16 protein-coding genes and 2 pseudogenes are annotated in these 18,783 nt (G+C 66.6%); 8 read left to right on the forward strand and 10 right to left on the reverse strand.

The annotated features are described in order from the left end of the window. Positions 1-13: 13 nt before the first annotated feature. A complete protein-coding gene (locus EYZ64_RS24020; protein WP_135457357.1) occupies positions 14-1,351 on the forward strand; it encodes a hypothetical protein in 1,338 nt (445 codons plus the stop codon). A 1-nt stretch (position 1,352) separates the two neighbouring features. Here the strand turns inward: EYZ64_RS24020 and EYZ64_RS24025 are convergent, their stop codons facing one another. Beyond that, positions 1,353-1,709 carry a hypothetical protein gene (locus tag EYZ64_RS24025; protein WP_135457359.1) on the reverse strand — a complete coding sequence of 119 codons (357 nt, stop codon included), beginning with the start codon at positions 1,707-1,709 and terminating at the stop codon, positions 1,353-1,355. A 178-nt stretch (positions 1,710-1,887) separates the two neighbouring features. Beyond that, on the reverse strand, positions 1,888-2,745 hold the full coding sequence (mshB, locus tag EYZ64_RS24030; protein WP_135457361.1) for an N-acetyl-1-D-myo-inositol-2-amino-2-deoxy-alpha-D-glucopyranoside deacetylase: 858 nt from the start codon (positions 2,743-2,745) through the stop codon (positions 1,888-1,890). A 104-nt stretch (positions 2,746-2,849) separates the two neighbouring features. On the opposite strand from mshB, the gene EYZ64_RS24035 reads away from it, so the two are divergent. The 3 genes from EYZ64_RS24035 (at position 2,850) to EYZ64_RS24045 (ending at position 7,471) form a co-directional block, all read left to right on the forward strand. Then, positions 2,850-4,085 (forward strand): chloride channel protein, encoded by a 1,236-nt coding sequence (locus EYZ64_RS24035; RefSeq protein ID WP_135457363.1) that lies wholly within the window; start codon positions 2,850-2,852, stop codon positions 4,083-4,085. A 520-nt stretch (positions 4,086-4,605) separates the two neighbouring features. Continuing rightward, positions 4,606-5,937 (forward strand): hypothetical protein, encoded by a 1,332-nt coding sequence (locus EYZ64_RS24040; protein ID WP_135457365.1) that lies wholly within the window; start codon positions 4,606-4,608, stop codon positions 5,935-5,937. 172 nt (positions 5,938-6,109) lie between these two features. After that, positions 6,110-7,471, forward strand: coding sequence for a hypothetical protein (locus EYZ64_RS24045; RefSeq protein ID WP_135457367.1), 1,362 nt, complete (start codon positions 6,110-6,112; stop codon positions 7,469-7,471). Positions 7,472-7,528: 57 nt separating this feature from the next. Here EYZ64_RS24045 and EYZ64_RS24050 read toward each other — a convergent pair whose 3' ends face one another. Together EYZ64_RS24050 and typA are read right to left on the reverse strand one after the other, a co-directional pair. Then, positions 7,529-9,406 carry an ABC transporter family substrate-binding protein gene (locus EYZ64_RS24050; RefSeq protein WP_450070159.1) on the reverse strand — a complete coding sequence of 626 codons (1,878 nt, stop codon included), beginning with the start codon at positions 9,404-9,406 and terminating at the stop codon, positions 7,529-7,531. A gap of 466 nt (positions 9,407-9,872) precedes the next feature. Next, positions 9,873-11,774 carry a translational GTPase TypA gene (typA, locus tag EYZ64_RS24055; RefSeq protein WP_135457371.1) on the reverse strand — a complete coding sequence of 634 codons (1,902 nt, stop codon included), beginning with the start codon at positions 11,772-11,774 and terminating at the stop codon, positions 9,873-9,875. Positions 11,775-12,060: 286 nt separating this feature from the next. Between typA and EYZ64_RS24065 the strand changes: the two genes are divergently transcribed. Continuing rightward, positions 12,061-12,327 carry a hypothetical protein gene (locus EYZ64_RS24065; RefSeq protein ID WP_135457375.1) on the forward strand — a complete coding sequence of 89 codons (267 nt, stop codon included), beginning with the start codon at positions 12,061-12,063 and terminating at the stop codon, positions 12,325-12,327. On the opposite strand, the gene EYZ64_RS24070 is transcribed toward EYZ64_RS24065, so the two are convergent. The 5 genes and pseudogenes from EYZ64_RS24070 to EYZ64_RS24090 form a co-directional block, all read right to left on the reverse strand. Beyond that, positions 12,324-12,752, reverse strand: a complete 429-nt coding sequence (locus tag EYZ64_RS24070) for a pyridoxamine 5'-phosphate oxidase family protein (RefSeq protein WP_135457376.1) — start codon at positions 12,750-12,752, stop codon at positions 12,324-12,326. The two genes, EYZ64_RS24065 and EYZ64_RS24070, sit on opposite strands and share 4 nt — an antisense overlap. Positions 12,753-12,755: 3 nt before the next feature. Then, positions 12,756-14,141, reverse strand: coding sequence for a WS/DGAT/MGAT family O-acyltransferase (locus tag EYZ64_RS24075; RefSeq protein WP_135457378.1), 1,386 nt, complete (start codon positions 14,139-14,141; stop codon positions 12,756-12,758). A gap of 71 nt (positions 14,142-14,212) precedes the next feature. Next, positions 14,213-14,744: pseudogene (locus tag EYZ64_RS24080) on the reverse strand (respiratory nitrate reductase subunit gamma). Next, positions 14,744-15,361 (reverse strand): nitrate reductase molybdenum cofactor assembly chaperone, encoded by a 618-nt coding sequence (gene narJ / locus EYZ64_RS24085; protein ID WP_135460217.1) that lies wholly within the window; start codon positions 15,359-15,361, stop codon positions 14,744-14,746. Before narJ ends, EYZ64_RS24080 begins: the two are co-directional and overlap by 1 nt. Positions 15,362-15,492: 131 nt before the next feature. Then, on the reverse strand, positions 15,493-15,909 hold the full coding sequence (locus EYZ64_RS24090; RefSeq protein WP_135457380.1) for a (deoxy)nucleoside triphosphate pyrophosphohydrolase: 417 nt from the start codon (positions 15,907-15,909) through the stop codon (positions 15,493-15,495). Positions 15,910-15,936: 27 nt separating this feature from the next. On the opposite strand from EYZ64_RS24090, the gene EYZ64_RS24095 reads away from it, so the two are divergent. Continuing rightward, positions 15,937-16,230: a 4a-hydroxytetrahydrobiopterin dehydratase gene (locus EYZ64_RS24095; RefSeq protein WP_135457382.1), complete on the forward strand. Its 294-nt coding sequence runs from the start codon at positions 15,937-15,939 to the stop codon at positions 16,228-16,230. Here the strand turns inward: EYZ64_RS24095 and EYZ64_RS24100 are convergent. Then, entirely contained in the window at positions 16,199-17,410 is a 1,212-nt protein-coding gene (locus EYZ64_RS24100; protein WP_286175112.1) for a mannosyltransferase, read from the reverse strand. The genes EYZ64_RS24095 and EYZ64_RS24100 overlap by 32 nt on opposite strands. A 259-nt stretch (positions 17,411-17,669) precedes the next feature. Between EYZ64_RS24100 and EYZ64_RS24105 the strand changes: the two genes are divergently transcribed. Together EYZ64_RS24105 and EYZ64_RS24110 are read left to right on the forward strand one after the other, a co-directional pair. Further along, a complete protein-coding gene (locus EYZ64_RS24105) occupies positions 17,670-18,302 on the forward strand; it encodes a hypothetical protein (protein WP_353653691.1) in 633 nt (210 codons plus the stop codon). Between the two features lie 41 nt (positions 18,303-18,343). Next, positions 18,344-18,783, forward strand: a pseudogene (locus EYZ64_RS24110) (Rv1157c family protein); the annotation flags it as partial.

Genomic DNA, 18,783 nt, shown 5'->3' on the forward strand with positions numbered 1-18,783 from the left:
CGAAGGAGTCGTGATGCCCACAAGTGTTCGTTCGTATCTGGTGGCAGGAGCCGCCGCAGCTACCGCTACAGCCATCGCGCTCACTCCGGTCCAACCGGCTCCGGCTGACATCGCCGTCCCCGCGCACCCGACCTCCGCACAGCCGCAGCTGACGCAGGCCATGGTCGATCTACTCGCCGCGGCCAGCCGGATGACGGCCGCGGTGGCACCGAAGCTCCCCACCCAGACCGGTTCCGCCGCCGCGCCGGGCATCGCGCCGTCGGCCGCGGTCGCCGGTGATGTGACCGCACAACCCACCGCGATCGCTATCGCACCTAATCTGGCCAACACGATCGACCAGGTCTATGTGACGGTCGAGCCCTGGGTGCGGTGGGGATTCGAAGTCGGCGCATACGCACTCGGATGGATTCCCTGGGTCGGCGGATGGGCCGGCGGCCTACTCATGGACGCCTACAACTTCGGCCAATCCCTCGTCGCCAGCGGCGTCTTCAACTTCACCGACTGGTTGCGCGGGAACGGCGGCATCATCCAGAACCTCGCCGACTTCGGCGTGGATGCCGTCCTGGCCGTCGCGTGGCTGGGCATCGATGTCGTCGGCACGTTCATCCCATTGCCGCCGATCCCGCTCCCACCGCGTCCGCCGCTGCAGGGACCGTTCCTGGCCAGCGCGCTCGCCGCACCGACAGCAGCGCTCGGAGGCGCCGTCCAGAGCCCGCTCACGTCGCTGACCGACGCACTCGCCAAGGCCCGCGACGACTTCGCCACGGCGTTCAAGTCGCTGGCCGGGGGAACCGGCCTCGCAACCCTCACCGACCGTCTCAAGGTGCAGGCAGCGGCGGACGAAGTGAATCCGGTCACGGAGATCGCCGGGAGCACAGCCGAAAAGGCTCTCGAAGGCACGATCGAGAGCGCCAAGGAAGCGTCGGAGAACCTCGCCAACGGCCTCAAAGACACCGTCAAGGCTGTTTCGGACTACACCGGCGCGCAGGAGATCACGACCGCACAGAAAGACGACATCAGCGTCGTCCCGAAGTCGGTACGCGAGTCTCTGCGGAATGTCGACGCCGATACGACAGCAACCGAGGCGCCGAACGAAACCTCGGTCGACAAGACAGAAGCGGTCGACAAGACACCGGCCCGTACCGTGCCCTCAGGCAAACAGGGCATCCGCTCTGCCTTCGACAAGTCGGCGGCGGGCGTGAAGAAAGCCACCGACGACACCCGCGAGGCAGTCAGGAACGCGGTCAAGAACGTGGCGCCGAAGCCCAAGGTCCAGAAGGAAAAGACCGTGTCGTCCAAGGATTCCCAGCAGTCCAAGGACAACAGCAAGTCCGACAACGGCAAGAGCTAGGTCAGCGGCGGTAGCGCAGTCGAAGCATCGCCGCCGGTGGTAACGCACCGGCGGCGATGAATATCAGCGATCCGTAGGCCATCAATCCGCGGCCGGCGAAGATGATGTCTCCGCCTGGGCCGCCGAACGTCATGGCAACGACGGTGGCCAGCCAGGTCCACAGGGGCAGGGCCGCCATCCGCATGGAATCGGTCCAGTACATGGCCGCCCACACGAGCGCGGTGTTGACCGCTCCGACCGCCAGCGCGCTCACCGGAAATGGGATCGATCCGATATATGAGGGCAGCAGCAATGCACCTGCGACGGCCGAGATGACGCCGTCAACCGCGAGCAGTGCCAGGACGATGCGACCCAGCACCAGGTCCGAGGGCGGGGTCAGGTGGGAATGCTGTCGAGCAGCCCGACCATCGAACCCACCACCCACTGGTAGTTGTCAAAACGGTCCTGCCAGTGCTGCAGATTCGGATCCAGATCGGGGTCCATGAATGTCCCTTCGACGCGTCTGATTCACCGGAGCTTACCGCGTCCGGTTTTGGCTATTGCAGATTCAGTCCGCACAGCAGGTCGGTTTCCCACCCACGCCCGTCCCGCTCCCCCGCGGCGCCCGACACGAGCACGTAGTGCTCCTCACCGAGCAGCGGCAGGGCGAGGTTGTTGGACAGCGCGAATGCGCTCCCGTCGCGGGCGACGGTGACTTGGGTGGCGTGCGCGCGCATCGCGGCGACCTTGGCCGGCAGCTGCGCGGTGGCGTCGACGACGGCGTCGATCTGGTCGTCGGCGTACCCGAACGGAACATCGCCGACGTCGATCCGGATCCAGTCCTCGGGAACGTCCTGCAGGCCCGTGAGGCCGGCCCGCATCGCGGTGCTCGCCATGACCGTCCAATAGAACTTGGGGACGTCCCAGCCGGCGGCCGCCACGGCCGCGGTGGTGACGCGGTGCGCCTGCTTGTGATCGGGGTGCCCGTACCCGCCGTCGGGGTCGTAGGTGACGACGACGTGCGGTCGCAGGTTCTCGATGATCTGCACCAGTTCGCCGACCGCCTCGTCGAAGTCGGCGTCGATGAAGCGCTGTTGCTTGCGCGCCGGTGAACCTTCCATGCCCGAGTCGCGCCAGCGACCGGGGCCGCCGAGGAACCGTGGTGCGCCGATGCCGAGCGCGCTCAGCGCCTTGGTCAGCTCGCTGATCCGGTATCCGCCGAGTTGGTCGGCGTGGTCGACGGCCAACCGCGCGTAGCGGTCGCCGATGACCTCCCCCTCCTCGCCGAGGGTGCACGTCACCACATGCACGTCGGCACCGAGCGCGGCGTAGTGCGCGATCGTGGCACCCGTGGTCAGGGTTTCGTCGTCCGGATGGGCGTGGACGAACAGGAGGCGGGGCGTTTCGCTGGGCATCGTCACCGACGATAGCGGGGCGCCGACGGCCGCGCGGGAAGTCCCACGTCACCGGCTTTCCCGACCACGCTGACGAATCCGCGTATCCCGCATACATTCACGGAGTGACCAGGCGTGAGCTTGAGTTCGGCTGCAGCATCGTCATCATCGGGTTGCTGGCGGGCCTGGCCGGCATGGCGACGACGGTTCTCCTGCACTTCGTCGAGCACCTCACCTACGCGTACACATTCGGCTCGCTACTGGAAGGCGTCACCGGTAGCAGCCCGGTGCGCCGCGCAGTCGGCCCGATGATCGGCGGAGCGCTGGCCGGGTTCGGCTGGTGGGTTCTGCGTCGGCACCACGAAGTCCCCGGCCTGGCGTCGACCATCGCCAATCACCGTGCCATCCCCCGGCTTTCACTGACGCTCGACGCCGCGCTCCAGGTGCTCGTGGTGGGTTCCGGTGCATCGCTGGGCCGTGAGGGCGCACCCCGTCAGGTTGCCGTGGCGCTCGGCGACGCCGGCACCTCACGGTGGGCGTTGACGCCCCACGACCGCGAGATTCTGCTCGCCTGCGCCGCGGGGGCCGGGCTCGGAGCGGTATACAGCGTGCCGGTCGGCGGTGCGTTGTTCGCGATCCGGATCATGTTGCATACCTGGCATCCACGGGCAGTCGGAGCCGCGTTGGTCACCTCTGCGTTGGCAGTCGCCGTCGCGTCACCGGTGACACATGTTCGGGCTCCGCTCGAATGGCCGGACCCGAGCCTGTCGTATTTTCTGACCGGTTTCGCGTTGGTCCTGGCCCCCCTGGCGGTCGCGGTGGGCATGGCATTCAACCGGCTCATGGCACTGGCCCGCCCCGCGGTGGCGCTCACGTCGTGGCTGATCATCCCGGGCATCGCCGCGGCGGGCCTGCTCGTCGGCCTTGGTTCGGTGTGGTGGCCCGAGCTCCCGGGCAATGGCAAGAGCATCCTGACTGTCAGTCTCGACAGTGGCATGACGCTCGGATCTGCCGCGGTGATCCTGCTCCTCAAACCCATCCTCACGGCGATCTTCCTGCGCGCCGGCGCGGTGGGCGGCATGCTCACCCCCGCGCTCGCGACCGGCGCCGCGCTCGGTTCGCTTATCGCCCTTGCGATCAACACCATGGACGTTCACCCGGTCAGCGTCGCCGCGGTATCGCTGACCTGTGCCGCCGGAGTACTTGCCGTGACCCAGCGGGCACCGATCTGGGCGGCGTTGTTCGTGTGGGAGCTGGCACGTCCGCCGCTTTGGGTGCTGCTGCCGTTCTCGGCCGCCGCGCTGGCCGCTTACGGGCTCCAATCGCTCGCCGAGAGGCGCGCCAAGGTGACGGCCGTCTGACCGGTCGCGGGCAAACCACGACAACGAAATCCGTAGATTTTGAAACTGGCCAAGACTGCCACTTAGTTGCCAACGCAAGCATGGTGCGAATACCGGGACCGTCGGTCTCATTAGTGTCCGGCACCGCATCCCAGTGGTCTGTGTTTTACAGATCACACCATGATGTCCACTGTGTGCGCGCTAACTCCCCGACTGACATCACGTCTGCATTACCGCTGGGTAACCTAACCGCACTTACGCCCAGGAGCTTCGCTAGCAATCCATTGACCATACCTGCCACTTCTTTGCTACGACCGGTCGATCTCTCGCCCAAATATCGCTACTGCCGGTATCGCAACCATACTGCTCGACCTTGGGAAATGGGCACTACCAGCCGTATCACAGATACCCTGAGTTCATTTGCCGAGCGCCAGCCGGGTTCCGACGAGCTGAAAATTAGTTAAGAGGGTTTGCAGACAACCGAACTTACTATGGGGTAACTTCTGCGCCGACCTTAGTTACGCTCCCGTAAGGAGACTCAATGCAACTCGCTGCTCGGTCGTACCTGGCCGCGGGGGTGGCACTCGTTGGCGCCAGCGCCATCGCAGTCAGCCCCACGGCTCCGCCCGTCCCGCAGGTTCATATGCCGTACGCGCTGACGGCTGCCATCGACAACCCGGTGACCGTCTTCGAGCCCGTGGCGACCGCGACGCAGACGTTGATCAACAACATCATCGAACGCCAGACCACCAATCCGGCGCCGATCCCCCGGCAACTCGTCGACAACGCGGTCGCCGGTTACCAGGCGTTCATGACCACGCCCCCGGTTTGGCTCATCGCGCAGACACTCGCGGACATAGTCGTCAACGCCCAAGAGTTCGGCCCCAACCTGGCCGCGCTCGGGGAAACCAGCGCAGCCGCGGTGACCGCGCTCGGCAAGGCGCTCGGCGATCTGGCCGCCGGACTGCCCGCGGCACTGCAGGCCGCCGGGGCACAGTTCGCCGCCGGCAATCCCAGCGGCGCCATCGATGCGTTGGTGCTGCCGGGGATGCAGCCTGTCGTCGATATCTTCCTCAACGCGATGAGCCCCGAGATCAACGCCATCGGGCACGTATTCAACGTTCCACAACCGCTCATCGATGCTGCCGCCAATGCCTCACTCGGCGTGATCATCGGGCTGGCTTCTGCCACAGTCGGTATCGGATTCGACATTCCCGGACAACCGCTGCCCTTGGTGAAGCAGGTCCTCGTCGGAGCCCAGAACGTAATCAACGCAGCAGTTTCCGGCGATCCGATCAATGTGGTGAATGCCGTACAGCACGGCATCTCCGACCTCGCCACGAGCATGGTCTTCCAAATCGACGCGACGATCAGCATGGGCAACTACATCGAGGACAGCTTCGTCGACGCCCTCAAGCAGATCAAGCCCAAGCCGTTCACCCCTCCGACCGACGTGATTACCGCCAAGGCGCTGGCCGCCCCGGCCCCCGCGACGGTCGAGGTCTCGACGCTGCAGGCCGAGAAGCCCCAGTCGGCTCCAGTTTCCAACGCCGACAACGCTTCTGGTACCGAAGCCGACTCTGCCGCGGCTCCGGCAGCCGATGCTTCGAATGCTTCGGATGCTTCGGATGCTTCGGATGCTTCAGACGCCGGAGCCGACACGAAGCCTGTCACCAAGCTGACGAAGGCGTCGCCGAAGGCTGCCAAGGGACAAGCCAAGGAGAACTCCGCCAACGCAGTCCGCAGCCAGGTCAAGTCGGCCGTCAAGAAGCTGACCGACGGCCTGAAGAAGGACAAGACCGGCCCCCAAAAGGGTGCGGAGAAGAAGGCGGAATCCTCCAACGACTCCGCCAAGGGCTCCGACAAGGGCTAACCCCCAGCACCACCGGCAGGCCCCCTCCACCAGATCGGTGGAGGGGGCCTCCCGCTCCACCCAATCGCTCAGCGCGCGGCAGAACGACGCGGCGGCGGCAGTCCGATGACGGGCGAACCTCGTCAACGTAACCCCTTATTTCGCAGTTGACCTAGTCCCGTAAGGAATTCCAATGCAACTCGCTTCTCGGTCGTATCTAGCCGCAGGGGTGGCACTTGTAGGTGCCGGCGCCATCGCAGTCAGCCCACTGGCGCCGCCGGTACCGGACGTTCACCTTCCAGCGATTGACGTCTCGTCCGCCGCCGTGAACCTCACCGCCGCCGCCAATCCCCTGGAGCTGTGGGCCGACGTCATCGGAGCAGCCTTCCAGAACCTGGGCGGTCTCGGCGGGCAGGTGGCAGCGGACCCCGCCCCCGTCCTGCGCCAGATCATCGCCAACCAGCTGCACAGTGCGAATGTCTTGAGCGAGTCAACGCAGAAGCTCATCGAGGGTATGACCACAGCCCTCGACCCCGAGAGTTTCATGAGCTTCCAAGCGGCCGTGAAGGCTGCCACCGATCTGATCGCTGCCGGGAATCTCCAAATGGGCTTCGCCGCCCTGATATCGAGCCCCCTTATGCTGGGTCTCCCGCTGCTCTCCTTCGTGGGGAATCAATGGCTGCCCGGCGCCTGGTCAGTGATCGCCCAACCGTTCGCAAATCTGGCGAACATGGTGAAGCTGCTCCCCGAAGGCGCACCGGCCCTGCTGTTGAACGGAGTCCTCTCCCCGCTGATGGCGACCGCCGCGGCCGGCGGATACGTCCTCGAGAACCTGGCCGACGCCACGAACAGCGGCGATGTGGCCGATTTCGTCGCCACGCTGGTGAATTCCCCCGCCACACTCACCGGCGCCTTGCTCAACGGGTTCTCGATCGAAAACGGCGACGGCATGCCGCCCACGTTCACGGCCGGCATACTGAGCGCCGCGCAAGGCTTCATTCCTGGCGGAACCATCTCGACGTTGCTGAGCACGCTCTCCCAGATCGCCGACTCGCTGGCCACCCCCGGCGCGGACCGCGACAACCTCCTCGGCGGCCTGCCTGGGCTCGGCGCTACGTCGGAGGCGGTCTCGTTGAATTCGACGCTGGCCCCCGCAGCCAAGACTGTGACGCTCGATGTCGCCCCGGCCAAGGAAATCAGCGCGACACCTGCTGCGTCGCAATCCAATTCGACAACGCCCGAGCCTGCGACCACGGACGCGGCCACGTCGCCGGAGACCACCCCTGCGGCTGACACCGACGGGGCTTCGGCCGACAGCGAGGACACCACCCCGGCGGCCGCCAAGCCGTCGACCGACGCTTCGCCGAAGGCATCGCCCAAGGCCGCCAAGGGACAGGTCAAGGCGGACTCCGCCAACGCAGTCCGCAACCAGGTCAAGTCAGCCGTCAAGAAGCTGACCGACGGCCTGAAGAAGGACAAGCCCGGAGCGCAGAAGACCGCGGAGAAGAAGGCGGAAGCCTCCAAGGACTCCGCCAAGAACTCCGCCGACAACTAACACCCAGCGTCACCGCCAGGCCCCCTTCATCAACGCGATGGAGGGGGCCTGCGGCTTCTAGCGCCCCTTGGTCCAGCTGCCCGCGTCGCCGACGATGCCGACGGGCACGGCACCGGTCAGACTGACGTTCTGTACGCTCGGTCCGGCGGCGACGATCGTCGTGTCCTGCAGGATCGGAAGGACGGTCGACATACTCCACAGCCGAGGCTCGACTGCCTGGATCACCTCGGCGATGTTCTGCGAGCCATCCAGTGCCCCATCGATTTTCGGCTGGATGGTGTGGTCACAGATGCCGGTGATATTGCTGGGCGCCTGCACCAGCTCACCCGGGTCAGGAGCCGGGATCGGCTGGGTCGACGTCGGCGTGGCGGTCGGCGCGGGTGTGGCGCTCGTGGTCGGCTTCGGCGACGACGACGGAGCGACGCCGGGAACCGCTGTCGAAACGGCGGTTGCTTCCAGAGCGCGGCAGCCGTAGCGCGAGGCAAGGCTGGTGGCCAGGTCTCCCCCGGCCTGATGCCAGCCGACGACGGCGTCGACGCGATTGTTCGTCAACGCATCGCCGTAGAGCGCAACAGGATCCAGGGCCAGCACCGAGGCATCGATGCCGACATTGCGTAATTGATCGGCCGCGGTGTTGGCCACCGCGATCGATGTCGGATCGTTCGATGCCACACCGAGCACCAAAGACAACGCGGCGCCGTCCTTGGTGATGCGCTGCCTGCCGTTGTCGGGTGCCGGCGGAGCGCCCGGGGCGGGCGGCTCAGCGACCGGTTCGATCTGATAGCCCGCACCGCGCAACAGATCCAGCGCGGCTTCCCGCGACATTGCCGGGGGCGCCGTCGGTACGTAACCGGGATCCGACGGAGAGCGCACCTGGGCCTGCGCCAGAGTCACGGTGTTGTCGTCGCCCGCACCCACCGACGCGAGCAGGTCGACATCGATAAGGCCCAGGATCGCCTTGCGCACCTGCGCTTCCGCGAGGGTGGGCTGCTGCCCACGCAGGGTCAACTGCATCACCCGCGGCGTGACGATCCTGGCGGTGCGGACATCGGGGATCGCACTCAGCTGTGCGAAAGTGGCTGCGCCACCGTGCACCTGGGCCACCTGGGTGTCGCCGTTGCGGATGGAGTCGGCGAGCGCGGCCGGAGCGCCACCCCGGCGGAACAGCACCAGATCAGGCTTGGCCGGCACGCTCCAGTATCGGTCGTTGCGGGCCAGCAGGATCTCATCACGTTGCGGGTCAATGCTCTCCACCCGGAACTGACCGCCGGTAACCGGCATCGCCCGGGCCAGGCCGGCGCCGAAACCACCGGGAATGTCCTTGACGATATGGGCCGGGAGGATGTCGTTGAACAGCTCCCGCCATGCCGGATAGGGCTGCGAGAACGTCACGACCGCCTGCTTGCCACCCTCGACCGACTGCACACCCGTGATCAGGTCATAACCGGCCGGGTCGACAACGCCTGGCTGGCTGACCATTTGGCGCCACAAATACCAGTAGTCGTCGGCGGCAATCGGTGCGTTGTCCGTCCACTGCGCCTCTGGACGAATCTTGTAGGTGACCGTGAAGGGGTTCTCACTGGTCACCTCGGCCGATTCGAGCAGGGTCGGATCGAGCTCCCAGCGCGACCCCGTCGGCGACTTGGGATCGGGCACCGGGCGGAACGAACTCGGCAGCACCATCGCCGAGACTGCCGCGTTCACTGGCGACTGGTCCGACAGCAGATGCGGGTTGAACCCCGGGCCGATCGAATCGATGGCCATGATGATCTGCGTCGCCTTCATCGGGGGCGGCGGCGTCGTCTCGGTCGTCTCGGTGCTCTGCGGGGCCGGCGGCGGGCTCACAGTGCAGCCACTGAACAGGAGCGCCGGCACCGATATGAGCGCCCCGATCGTCAACTGGGCGCAGCGGAGGGGTGTCGGCACGCTACTCAGGGTATCGACCCTCCCAGCCCGCCACCGCTGCGCATCTGCACTGCGGCGCCGGCGGCTCTTCAGCTACCCAAAACGAACAGATGGATACAAGTCTTTCACGCCGAAAACACCGCAATGATGGCCCACTTTGGGGTAAGTAACAGGCCATATCAGAGTCACCGTTGGGCAAATTCTCAGAAATTGACGGGCGTGCAGCATTTTGCATCCATTTCAGGCGATTCTCAGACAACGTCTGCCCGTCGGCCGGAGTGACCGACGTCACATCTCGTCACGGAGGCACCGTTGGTCAATGCACTACGGCCCTGTGTGACGGCCGGCATCGGATAGCGCCGCCAAGCTATTGCCGTCATCGACTCTGCGCCAAGGGCATCGAGACTGCGATCAGATCGCGATCGCGGCGGATTTCACGATCTGAGCGCAGAGTCGGCGCCGTGCACGCAGACTCGGCGCCCAGGAGAGCGCAAAACTATCCGCGCGCTTTGGCCCGAGCCTTCGCACGCGCCCGCAGCGACGCCGTCAGCTCCACCTTGCGCACCCGCACGATCTCGGGCGTCACCTCGACGCATTCATCCTCCGCGCAGAACTCCATGGCCTGCTCCAGGGTCAGGTCCAGTGGCCGCGCCAGCGTCTCCATGACATCAGCGGTCGACGACCGCATGTTCGTCAGCTTCTTCTCACGGGTGATGTTGATGTCGAGATCCTCGGCACGCGGGTTGATCCCGACCACCTGGCCCTCGTAGGTGTCCTCGCCCGGCTCGACGAAGAACTGTCCGCGGTCGGCGAGCTGGATCATCGCGAACGGGGTGACGGAGCCGGACCGGTCGCTCACCAGAGATCCGGTATGCCGCGCCCGGATTTCCCCGGCCCACGGCCGGTAGCCCTCGAACACCGCGTTGGCGATGCCGGTGCCGCGGGTCTCGGTGAGGAAGTCGGTGCGGAAACCGATCAGCCCGCGGCTGGGCACCACGAAGTCCATCCGCACCCAGCCGGCGGCGTGGTTGGCCATCTGCTCCATGCGGCCCTTGCGGTTGGCCATCAGCTGGGTGATCGAGCCGACGAACTCCTCCGGGCAATCGATGGTCAGCTCCTCGAACGGTTCGTGCAGCTTGCCGTCGATGTTCTTCGTGACCACCTGGGGCTTGCCGACGGTCAGTTCGAAGCCTTCGCGGCGCATCTGCTCGACGAGGATGGCCAGGGCCAGCTCACCACGGCCCTGCACCTCCCAGGCGTCGGGGCGGCCGATGTCGACGACTCGCACCGACACGTTGCCGACGAGTTCGGAATCAAGACGGTTCTTGACCATCCGGGCGGTCAGCTTGTGCCCCGACACCCGGCCGGCCAGCGGCGAGGTGTTGGTGCCGATCGTGACCGAGATGGCGGGCTCATCGACGGTGATGCGCGGCAGGGCGTGCGAGTTGTCGGGGTCGGCCAGGGTGTCGCCGATCATGATCTCGGTTATGCCCGCGACGGCGACGATGTCGCCGGCGACAGCCTCTTCAGTCGGAGTGCGGTCCACGCCCTCGGTGGCCAGCAACTCGGTGATCTTGGCGCTGGTGATCACCGGCGAGCCGTCGACCTCACGCATCCAGGCCACCTGCTGGCCCTTCTTGATCCGGCCGTTGTAGATGCGGATCAGCGCGAGGCGGCCCAGGAAGGCCGAGGCGTCGAGGTTGGTGACGAGCGCCTGCAGCGGCGCTTCGGGGTCGCCGGACGGTGCCGGGATGTGCTCCATCAGCACGTCGAACAGCGGGTCCAGGTTCTCCCCGTCGGGGTTCTCGCCGTTGGCGGGCTGCGTCGTCGAGGCGATGCCGGCACGGCCCGACGCGTACAGCGTGGGCAGGTCCAGCGCCTTCTCGGCGGCGGCCTGGGCCTCGTCGTCAAGATCGGAGGCCACGTCGAGCAGCAGGTCGTGGCTTTCCTCGACCACCTCGGCGATACGCGCATCGGGCCGGTCGGTCTTGTTGACCACCAGGATCACCGGAAGGTGTGCGGACAGGGCCTTGCGCAGCACGAACCGGGTCTGCGGCAACGGGCCTTCCGAGGCGTCCACCAGCAGAACAACGCCGTCCACCATGGACAGGCCGCGCTCCACCTCACCGCCGAAATCGGCGTGACCAGGGGTGTCGATGACATTGATCACCGTCATGGTGCCGTCGGCGTGGTGCCGGTGCACCGCGGTGTTCTTGGCCAGGATGGTGATGCCCTTTTCCTTCTCAAGGTCACCGGAGTCCATCAGGCGCTCGACCGCGTCGTCGCCGCGGTGCGTCAAGGCACCGGACTGTCGCAGCATCGCGTCGACTAGGGTCGTCTTGCCGTGGTCGACGTGGGCGACGATGGCGACATTGCGAAAGCTCGGGCGTGAATCCACCCCGACATTCTCGCAGGCTGGCCGGTCGATCACGAAAACGAGAGAGCCCCGTCACGTTGAAGTCCGCAAAAATCGCCGGCCTGAAGCCCAAGAAAAAGTGCTGTAAGAGCAAGCCTCGCTGCAAACGCTGTCCCCTGGTTCTGCACAAGGTCCGCAAGGCTGAACACAACGGGTTGCGCGGTAAAGAACTGGACAAGGTCTTCAAACGGGCCAGGAAAACCTAGCGTTCGCGAGTACCGTTTTAGGTATCCGTCACGTTGCGATAGGCGTGCTTGGAGGTGCCGGGATGACGGTTTACGAAGCGCTCACGGTCGCTTTGATCATGGTGCTCGCCGCGGGAACCACGGTGGCGATCTACGTGGGCATGGCCAACTGGATCGGCGCCTGCTACATGGTCCGGTGCAGCGAATGCCACCACCTGACCTTCGCGTCGGCGAACCAGCCGCAGGCCTCCTGCGCGCACTGCCGCCACCCGATGCTGCTGCACCCGCTGTACGCGACGCAGCACCCGGGCCACGCCGTGCGGGTCGTCGACGACAGGTTGCGGTACTAGCCCATCCCGTAGTGCGGCATCGCGTGGTCCCGGAGCTCGCGCCCGGTGACCTTCTCGGCGCGTATCCGCACGAAGTGATCGCGCCGCCCCTCGGCCCACGGCTGCACGAACGTTCCGGCGACCTCCACCTGTTCGTCCACGTCGGTGATCGGCTCGGCATGCCCGACGATCGTCACGCTCCAGCCCGTCCGTAGGTCGGCGTCAAGCTCATCGGCCTGGAACGCCACCACCTGGTGCTCGATGGCCGCGGTCAGCTTGGGCCCGCCGGCCACCCGGATCACCACGTCGTCGTGCCACACCCGGAAGTTGACCGGCTGCACGGCGGGCAACGCGTCCTCGGTGAACACCAGTCGTCCGACGCGCACCCGCTCCAGCAGATCCAGGCACTGCCTGCGGGTGAGAACGCCGAGTTCTTGTCCCTTCATCGATCAACCTCCCTGTACAAGTTGCAGAGTTCCCACCGGGGTGGAGCGCCAGTGGCCGACGCTGATGTCGACCAGACGGGCAACGGCACGCTCGATGCCTTTCGCCAGTTCGTCGACGTCGGGCGTCGAGTCGTAGTCGCCGATGACGCCGAAGACCAGGCGGTCGGTATAACTCATGATGGCGATACCGGTCCGCAGCTGCATCGCAATCGGCGGAATCGGCAGCAACCTGACGACTTCGCAGCCCATGACGCGCAACCGCTTCCGCGGCCCGGGCACATTCGTGGCGACGGTGACGACGCCGCGTTGCGGCAACCGGGTCAGTGCCCGCACGGTCCACGCGGTGAGCGGGAACGGAATCGCGTTGGCAGCCGACACCAGGATGTTGCCCGCTTCGCGCTGGCCGCTGGCCTTCGCTCTCGAGAGCCTGGAATGCACGGCGCGTAGCTGATGCACGGGATCGGCCTTGTCGACGGGAAGGTACGGCAGCATCACGGAAACGCGATTGTCCGTACGGTCATGCGCATCGTCGGAGCGCACCGACACCGGCACCAACGTGCGCAGCGCGTCCTTCCTCGGCTTCTCGCCCCGGCGGATCAGCGTGTTACGGAAGCTGTCGGTGATCGCTGCCAGGGCAACATCATTGACCGTCACACCGAACTCCCGGGACACCGTGTCGACGTCGTCCAGTGACACCTCACCTGCCGCGTAACGCCTCATGCTCGTCACGGGCCCGGTCAACGAGCTGGCAGCCGCCGGACGCAGCAGCCCGGTGACGATGTCGAGGGCTCCGCGGACGGCCTGCATTGCGGCGACGGGTAGCCCGGTAGAGATGCGCCATGCTTCACCGAACCAGTCGGCCGGGCTGAAAGCAGCTGTCCCCCTGACAGTTTGACGAACAACACCCTTGCCGACCACGTCGCCGCCGTCACAGAGCCGACTCAACAGCCGTGTCGCGGCGATCCCGTCGACGATGCAGTGGTGGACCTTCAGCAGGATGGCCCACCGGTTGCCTTCGAGCCCGTCGACGATCCAGCACTCCCACAACGGACGGTCCCGGTCCAGGCGGCGTTCCATGATGTCGGCGGCCCACCGGTACAACACCGTATCGTCTCCGGGCAGTGGCAGCGCGGCATGGTGAATGTGGTGGGAAGCGTCGAAGTTGGTGTCTTCCACCCATTGCGGCGCGCCGAGGTCGAGTGGCTGGGTGTGCAGCAGCTGATGCAGGCGCGGCACGGTCACCGCGCGTTCGGCCAGGCCGGCCACGACAGTCTCGGGGCTGGGCATCGGCCCGTCGAGCACGGCGATCGCCCCGATCGCCAAGCTCGCGTGGCGGTCGGAGTCCTCGGCTTCGAGGAACCCCGCGTCCAATGCGGTCAACTGCTCCATAGAACCATCGTCCGACCGACGCGCCTCGGAGGGGAGGGCCAAAGGTCCCTTGTTCAGGCGCTTGCCGGTGCTCACCAGCCCCGACGCTGCGGCCGAGATCCGACCAACTCGGACTTCTCGGCGACATCCCGGCTGCGGTACACCACATAGGGCCGGAACAGGTAGCCGATCGGTGCGCTGAACACGTGCACCAGCCGGGTGAACGGCCACAGGCAGAACAGCGCCAGCGCGATCATGACGTGGACGTGGAAGTACACCGGCGCCGGGACCATCAGGTCGCCGCGGGGCCGCGATACCGACCAGCGCCGCGATGCCGGCGATCCCGCCGAGGATCACCGCCTGCAGATGATAGACGTGGTCGCTCATCACGAGGTCCATCCACGATTCGGGGATGAACAGGCCGATGACATGTCCGATGAACACCACGAGCATGCCGAAGTGAAACATCGGGCTGCCGATGCGCAGCAGCCGCGACTCGTAGAGTTGCGACGAGCGCGTGGTCCAGCCGAACTTGTCGTAGCGGTACCGCCACCAGGTGCCGACGGCGACCGTCGCGAGCGTCACATACGGCACCACATCCCAGAAGATCTCCCAGCCCGACATCAGACTCCCTCCTGTACCCGGCGGGGCGGAACGGTCAGCTGAAATGGCTGCAGTCCCACGGATTCAGCTGGCGGACCGGCCATGATCAACCGCGACACGTCGTCCACGGAGGCCAGGGGCGGCAGGGTTGCGTCCACCGCTGCGACGACGGGTGCGTAGGGTGACCTTCGCTCGGCCAACGCTCGGGCCACCACACCGATCGGCACCCGGTACTTGGCGAGCAACCGACGCCCCGCATCCGGGTCGACTGTGGCGGCGGATTCCAGCACCACCGGAAGATGGTCGGGCGCTTCACCTTTCGGTATCTCAACGCCTGCGGCACGGTAGGCCTGGGTGAATTCGACCATGTCCGCACCGCGGTTTCGGGTATCCCCCGACGTCCAGTAGGTCAGGAGCATGGTGCACCGCTTGTGCAGGTCGAAGGTCTCGACATACTCCTGGGCCAGCTCCATGGTGGGTCGAAGGCTCAGCCGTACAACGGTTTCGCCAAGCAGCGCCCGTGCCTCACCGGTGACGTGGTCCAGCAGACGCGCCGCGGTCTGCAGACGATCGGCATGGCCGTCGTCCGGGTAGGCAAGCATCAGCGACGCCGCCTGCCACACCAGGCGGTCCTGCATCGTGTTGTCGCGGGAGCGACGCCTCAGCCTGCTCACTGCTCACCCGGGAACATGCCCGACGGCACTCCCCTGCCGTCCCAGTTGAGCAGATTGACCCGCGACGGCCGGGCCTGCGGGATAGTCGAATTCGCCTAATCCGTAATGGGTGATCTGATCGCCGGTGAGGTCAGCGCCTCGGCCAGGTCCGTGAGCCAGGCCCGGTCGGCGGGCACCCATGGCAGCTGGTCGAGTTCTTCGACTGTCACCCAGCGCAGCGCCCGGTGGTCGTGTGGCTGTGGACTGCCCGACGTGAGCGTGACGCGGTAGGCGCGCAGCGTCATGCCCGCCTTCAGCGCGACATCCACACCCAGACGGGCACCGACGGTCACCTCGACGCCCAGCTCCTCCCGCAGTTCGCGGGTCAGCGCGTCGGCGTCACTCTCGCCGGGAGCCACCTTGCCGCCCGGCAGCTCCCACAGACCGGCCAGTTCCGGGGGCCGCTGCCGTTGGGCGACCAACAGCCGGGCCTCCGAGAACAGGGCACCGGCCACCACGATCTGCTCATCCATCGCGCCCGACGGTATACCGTCGGGCATATGGCCGTGTTATCGAACGATCAGGTCGACGCCGCACTGCCCGATCTGCCGGGCTGGGAGCGCGCGGCGGGCGCCCTGCGCAGATCCACCAAATTCCCGACGTTCCTCGACGGCATCGACGCGGTACGCCGCGTGGCCGACCTCGCCGAGGAAAAAGACCATCATCCTGACATCGACATCCGCTGGCGCACAGTCACATTCGCACTGGTGACGCATGCCGCCGGCGGGATCACCGAGAGGGACATCCAGCTGGCCAAGGAGATCAACCGGATTCTGGCCGACCAGCCCGGTTAGTCGCGATCCAGGCCAGCGTGGCGAGCGTCGCGACGATGTAGACCAGCCCGGCCCAGGCCAGGTACCACGGCCGGCTGATCACCCAGATCGTCGGCTGGGCAAAACTGAGCAGCCACGGCACCCCGACCAGCGTCAGCGCCAGCCAACCCCACCCCAGGATCCGTGCGCCCAGCCGGTCGGCCAATGGCCCGTGCAGCAACCAGATCATCAGCGGGATCAGCCAGACCCAGTGGTGCGTCCACGAAATCGGTGAAAGCAGCAACCCGAACAGGCTCACGATCACGATGGCGCCAAGCCTGTCGGCGCTGCCGCCGATGGCCCGCCACGCCAGCACGGCGAGGACCGCGGTGACCGCGATACCGAGCAGCACGGCCGGGCCGTATCCGGCGTCGTGGCCGAGGATGCGCGAGATCCCGCCGCGCCACGATTGGTTGAACGACGTCCCGATCGGCCCGATCCGGTCTGCGTCACCGAGCAATTCGGTGAAGTACCGGCGAGCCTCGTCTCCGATCACCAACACTGAGACCGCGACCGTTCCGAAAAACACCACCGCCGAGAACACCGCGGTGGCCCACCGGCGCGCGCCGACGAAGTACAAGCCCGACACCGCGGGCGTGAGTTTCACCCCGGCGGCCAGGCCCACCAACAGCCCGGACAGCCACCAACGATTGCTGTAGACGGCGTAGAGCACCGCGAGCACCAGGACGACATTGACCTGGCCGTAGTCGAACGTGCTGCGCAGCGGTTCGGTCCAGATGCCGACGGCGGTCCACAGCATCGCGACACGCCGGGGCGCCGACCCGCCGAGCAACAGCTGACTGATCCGCACCACGCCGTACAGCGCGGCGATGATGCCGATCTGCCAGCAGAACGCGACCAGCCCGAAGGGCAGCAGGTGCAATGGGTAGAACACCACCGCGGCGAACGGCGGATAGGTGAAAGGCAGTGGGAAATCCGGCGTCTGGTCCGCGTAGACGTAGTCATAGAGCGCACCTGCGTGACCGTCGAGCGTGGCGGCGCCACCGACGTAGACATGCAGGTCGACGAAGTTGGCACCGTTCGGGACGAGGTACGTCCAGGCCAGGCGCGCCGCAATGCTGAGGACCAGCAACACAGGCGCCAGACAGTAGAGCCGCGCGGTTGCTGAGACGTGGGTGGCCGGTTCGGTGTTAACGGACACGACTTTAGCGACCCGTCCACCGCCGTCGTCCGCCCGCCGCGTCACGCCGACGGTTTGTCACGCCGGGGTTACGGTGCGCGCCCGGCGCATCACGCCCGAGGCACTGCGCGATAACGAATTCAGCCGCTGCAGTAACGGTTGAATAACCGCCACACGTGTCACTTGAGTAACACCAGTAACTGGATAGTTTCGTGCTCAGTCGTTCAAGCAACCGATTGGGAGAACCATGATCTTCACCTGGAGAGCAATTTCCACCAGCATGATCGCGGCCGCCGGCGCAGTCCCGGTCGCGTTGGCCCTCAGCGCCGCAGCGAACGCCGAGCCGGTGCCCCCGGCCCCGGCGGTCCCCGCGCCGAACCTGCCGATCGTCAACCAGCTCGCCGGCGTGCCGGCCGTCGCGCCGCAACTGCTGCAAGGCGTGACCTCCGCGTTGACCGGCACCCCCGCCGCCGCTCCGGCACCCGCCCCGGGTGCCACCGCATCGGTGACCCTGCCCCAGATGCCCACGTCCGTCACACCGGCAGCGGCCAATGCGCCCCTGGGATCTCTGGTGCCGGGCTTGCCCACCGCACCGGCCGCCGTGCCGGCCGCAACGGTGCCTACGGCGCCGGTCACCGGCCCCGCATCCTTGATCCCCTCGGCCGAGCTGACGATCCCGCAGCTGCCCGGGATGCCGATCCCGCTGCCCCAGAAGGTGAACATCCCGGGCGACCTGGCCTCACTGGCTCCGGTCGCGGCTCAAACGGCACTGCCTGTCACCGCCGCGGCGGCCCCGTTGGCCCCGGCAGCGGCAGCGGCTCCGGCCCTGGCGGCTCCCGCGGCTGCAGCTCCCGGCATCACCAACCCGGGTGTCGCAGCACTGGCACCGCTGCTCACCGCCGGCCTGCCCTGATCCCCGAACTGGTCTGACCGCCCGAAACGATTGGGAAAGCCATGTCACCGCGCAAGTCACCGAAAATGTTGTTCGCCAGCGCCATCGCAGTCGGTACGTCGGCTGCGTTGCTGTTCGGCACCGGAGTAGCCAACGCCGACCCGGCGCCGGCCGCACCGTTGCCGGCCGCACCGTTGCCGATCGACAACGTGCAGGCTCCCGGCCTGTCCGCGGTGGAAGGCCTCAGCCCGATCATCCAGCAGGCCGCGGCCGATCCGGGTGGCGCTGTGCAGCTGTTGATGGCAGCCGCACAGGCCTTCGCTGCCAACAAATCGGAATCGGCTGAATCCCGCAACGTCGCGACGGCGGTCAACCACTTCGCGGCCCAGCCTGTCGCCGCACCCGAGCATGTTCCCGCCCTGGGTGCCGGCGGCGACGCTCACCTGCCGATGGGTGTCGACCCGGCCCATGCGGCCGGGCCGGCCCCTGAGGCACTGCCCGC

The sequence above is a fragment of the Mycobacterium sp. DL99 genome, from assembly GCF_004762045.1.
In the GTDB taxonomy this organism is placed as follows: Bacteria; Actinomycetota; Actinomycetes; order Mycobacteriales; family Mycobacteriaceae; genus Mycobacterium.

Excerpts from the sequence above, each read along its gene's own strand:
- EYZ64_RS24090 (WP_135457380.1), bottom strand. The coding sequence starts at position 15,909 with ATGGATGAGCAGATCGTGGTGGCCGGTGCCCTGTTCTCGGAGGCCCGG.
- EYZ64_RS24045 (WP_135457367.1), top strand. The coding sequence starts at position 6,110 with ATGCAACTCGCTTCTCGGTCGTATCTAGCCGCAGGGGTGGCACTTGTA.
- narJ (WP_135460217.1), bottom strand. The coding sequence starts at position 15,361 with ATGCAGGACCGCCTGGTGTGGCAGGCGGCGTCGCTGATGCTTGCCTAC.
- mshB (WP_135457361.1), bottom strand. The coding sequence starts at position 2,745 with ATGCCCAGCGAAACGCCCCGCCTCCTGTTCGTCCACGCCCATCCGGAC.
- EYZ64_RS24075 (WP_135457378.1), bottom strand. The coding sequence starts at position 14,141 with ATGGAGCAGTTGACCGCATTGGACGCGGGGTTCCTCGAAGCCGAGGAC.
- EYZ64_RS24095 (WP_135457382.1), top strand. The coding sequence starts at position 15,937 with ATGGCCGTGTTATCGAACGATCAGGTCGACGCCGCACTGCCCGATCTG.
- EYZ64_RS24070 (WP_135457376.1), bottom strand. The coding sequence starts at position 12,752 with ATGAAGGGACAAGAACTCGGCGTTCTCACCCGCAGGCAGTGCCTGGAT.
- EYZ64_RS24020 (WP_135457357.1), top strand. The coding sequence starts at position 14 with ATGCCCACAAGTGTTCGTTCGTATCTGGTGGCAGGAGCCGCCGCAGCT.
- EYZ64_RS24105 (WP_353653691.1), top strand. The coding sequence starts at position 17,670 with ATGATCGCGGCCGCCGGCGCAGTCCCGGTCGCGTTGGCCCTCAGCGCC.
- EYZ64_RS24065 (WP_135457375.1), top strand. The coding sequence starts at position 12,061 with ATGACGGTTTACGAAGCGCTCACGGTCGCTTTGATCATGGTGCTCGCC.
- EYZ64_RS24040 (WP_135457365.1), top strand. The coding sequence starts at position 4,606 with ATGCAACTCGCTGCTCGGTCGTACCTGGCCGCGGGGGTGGCACTCGTT.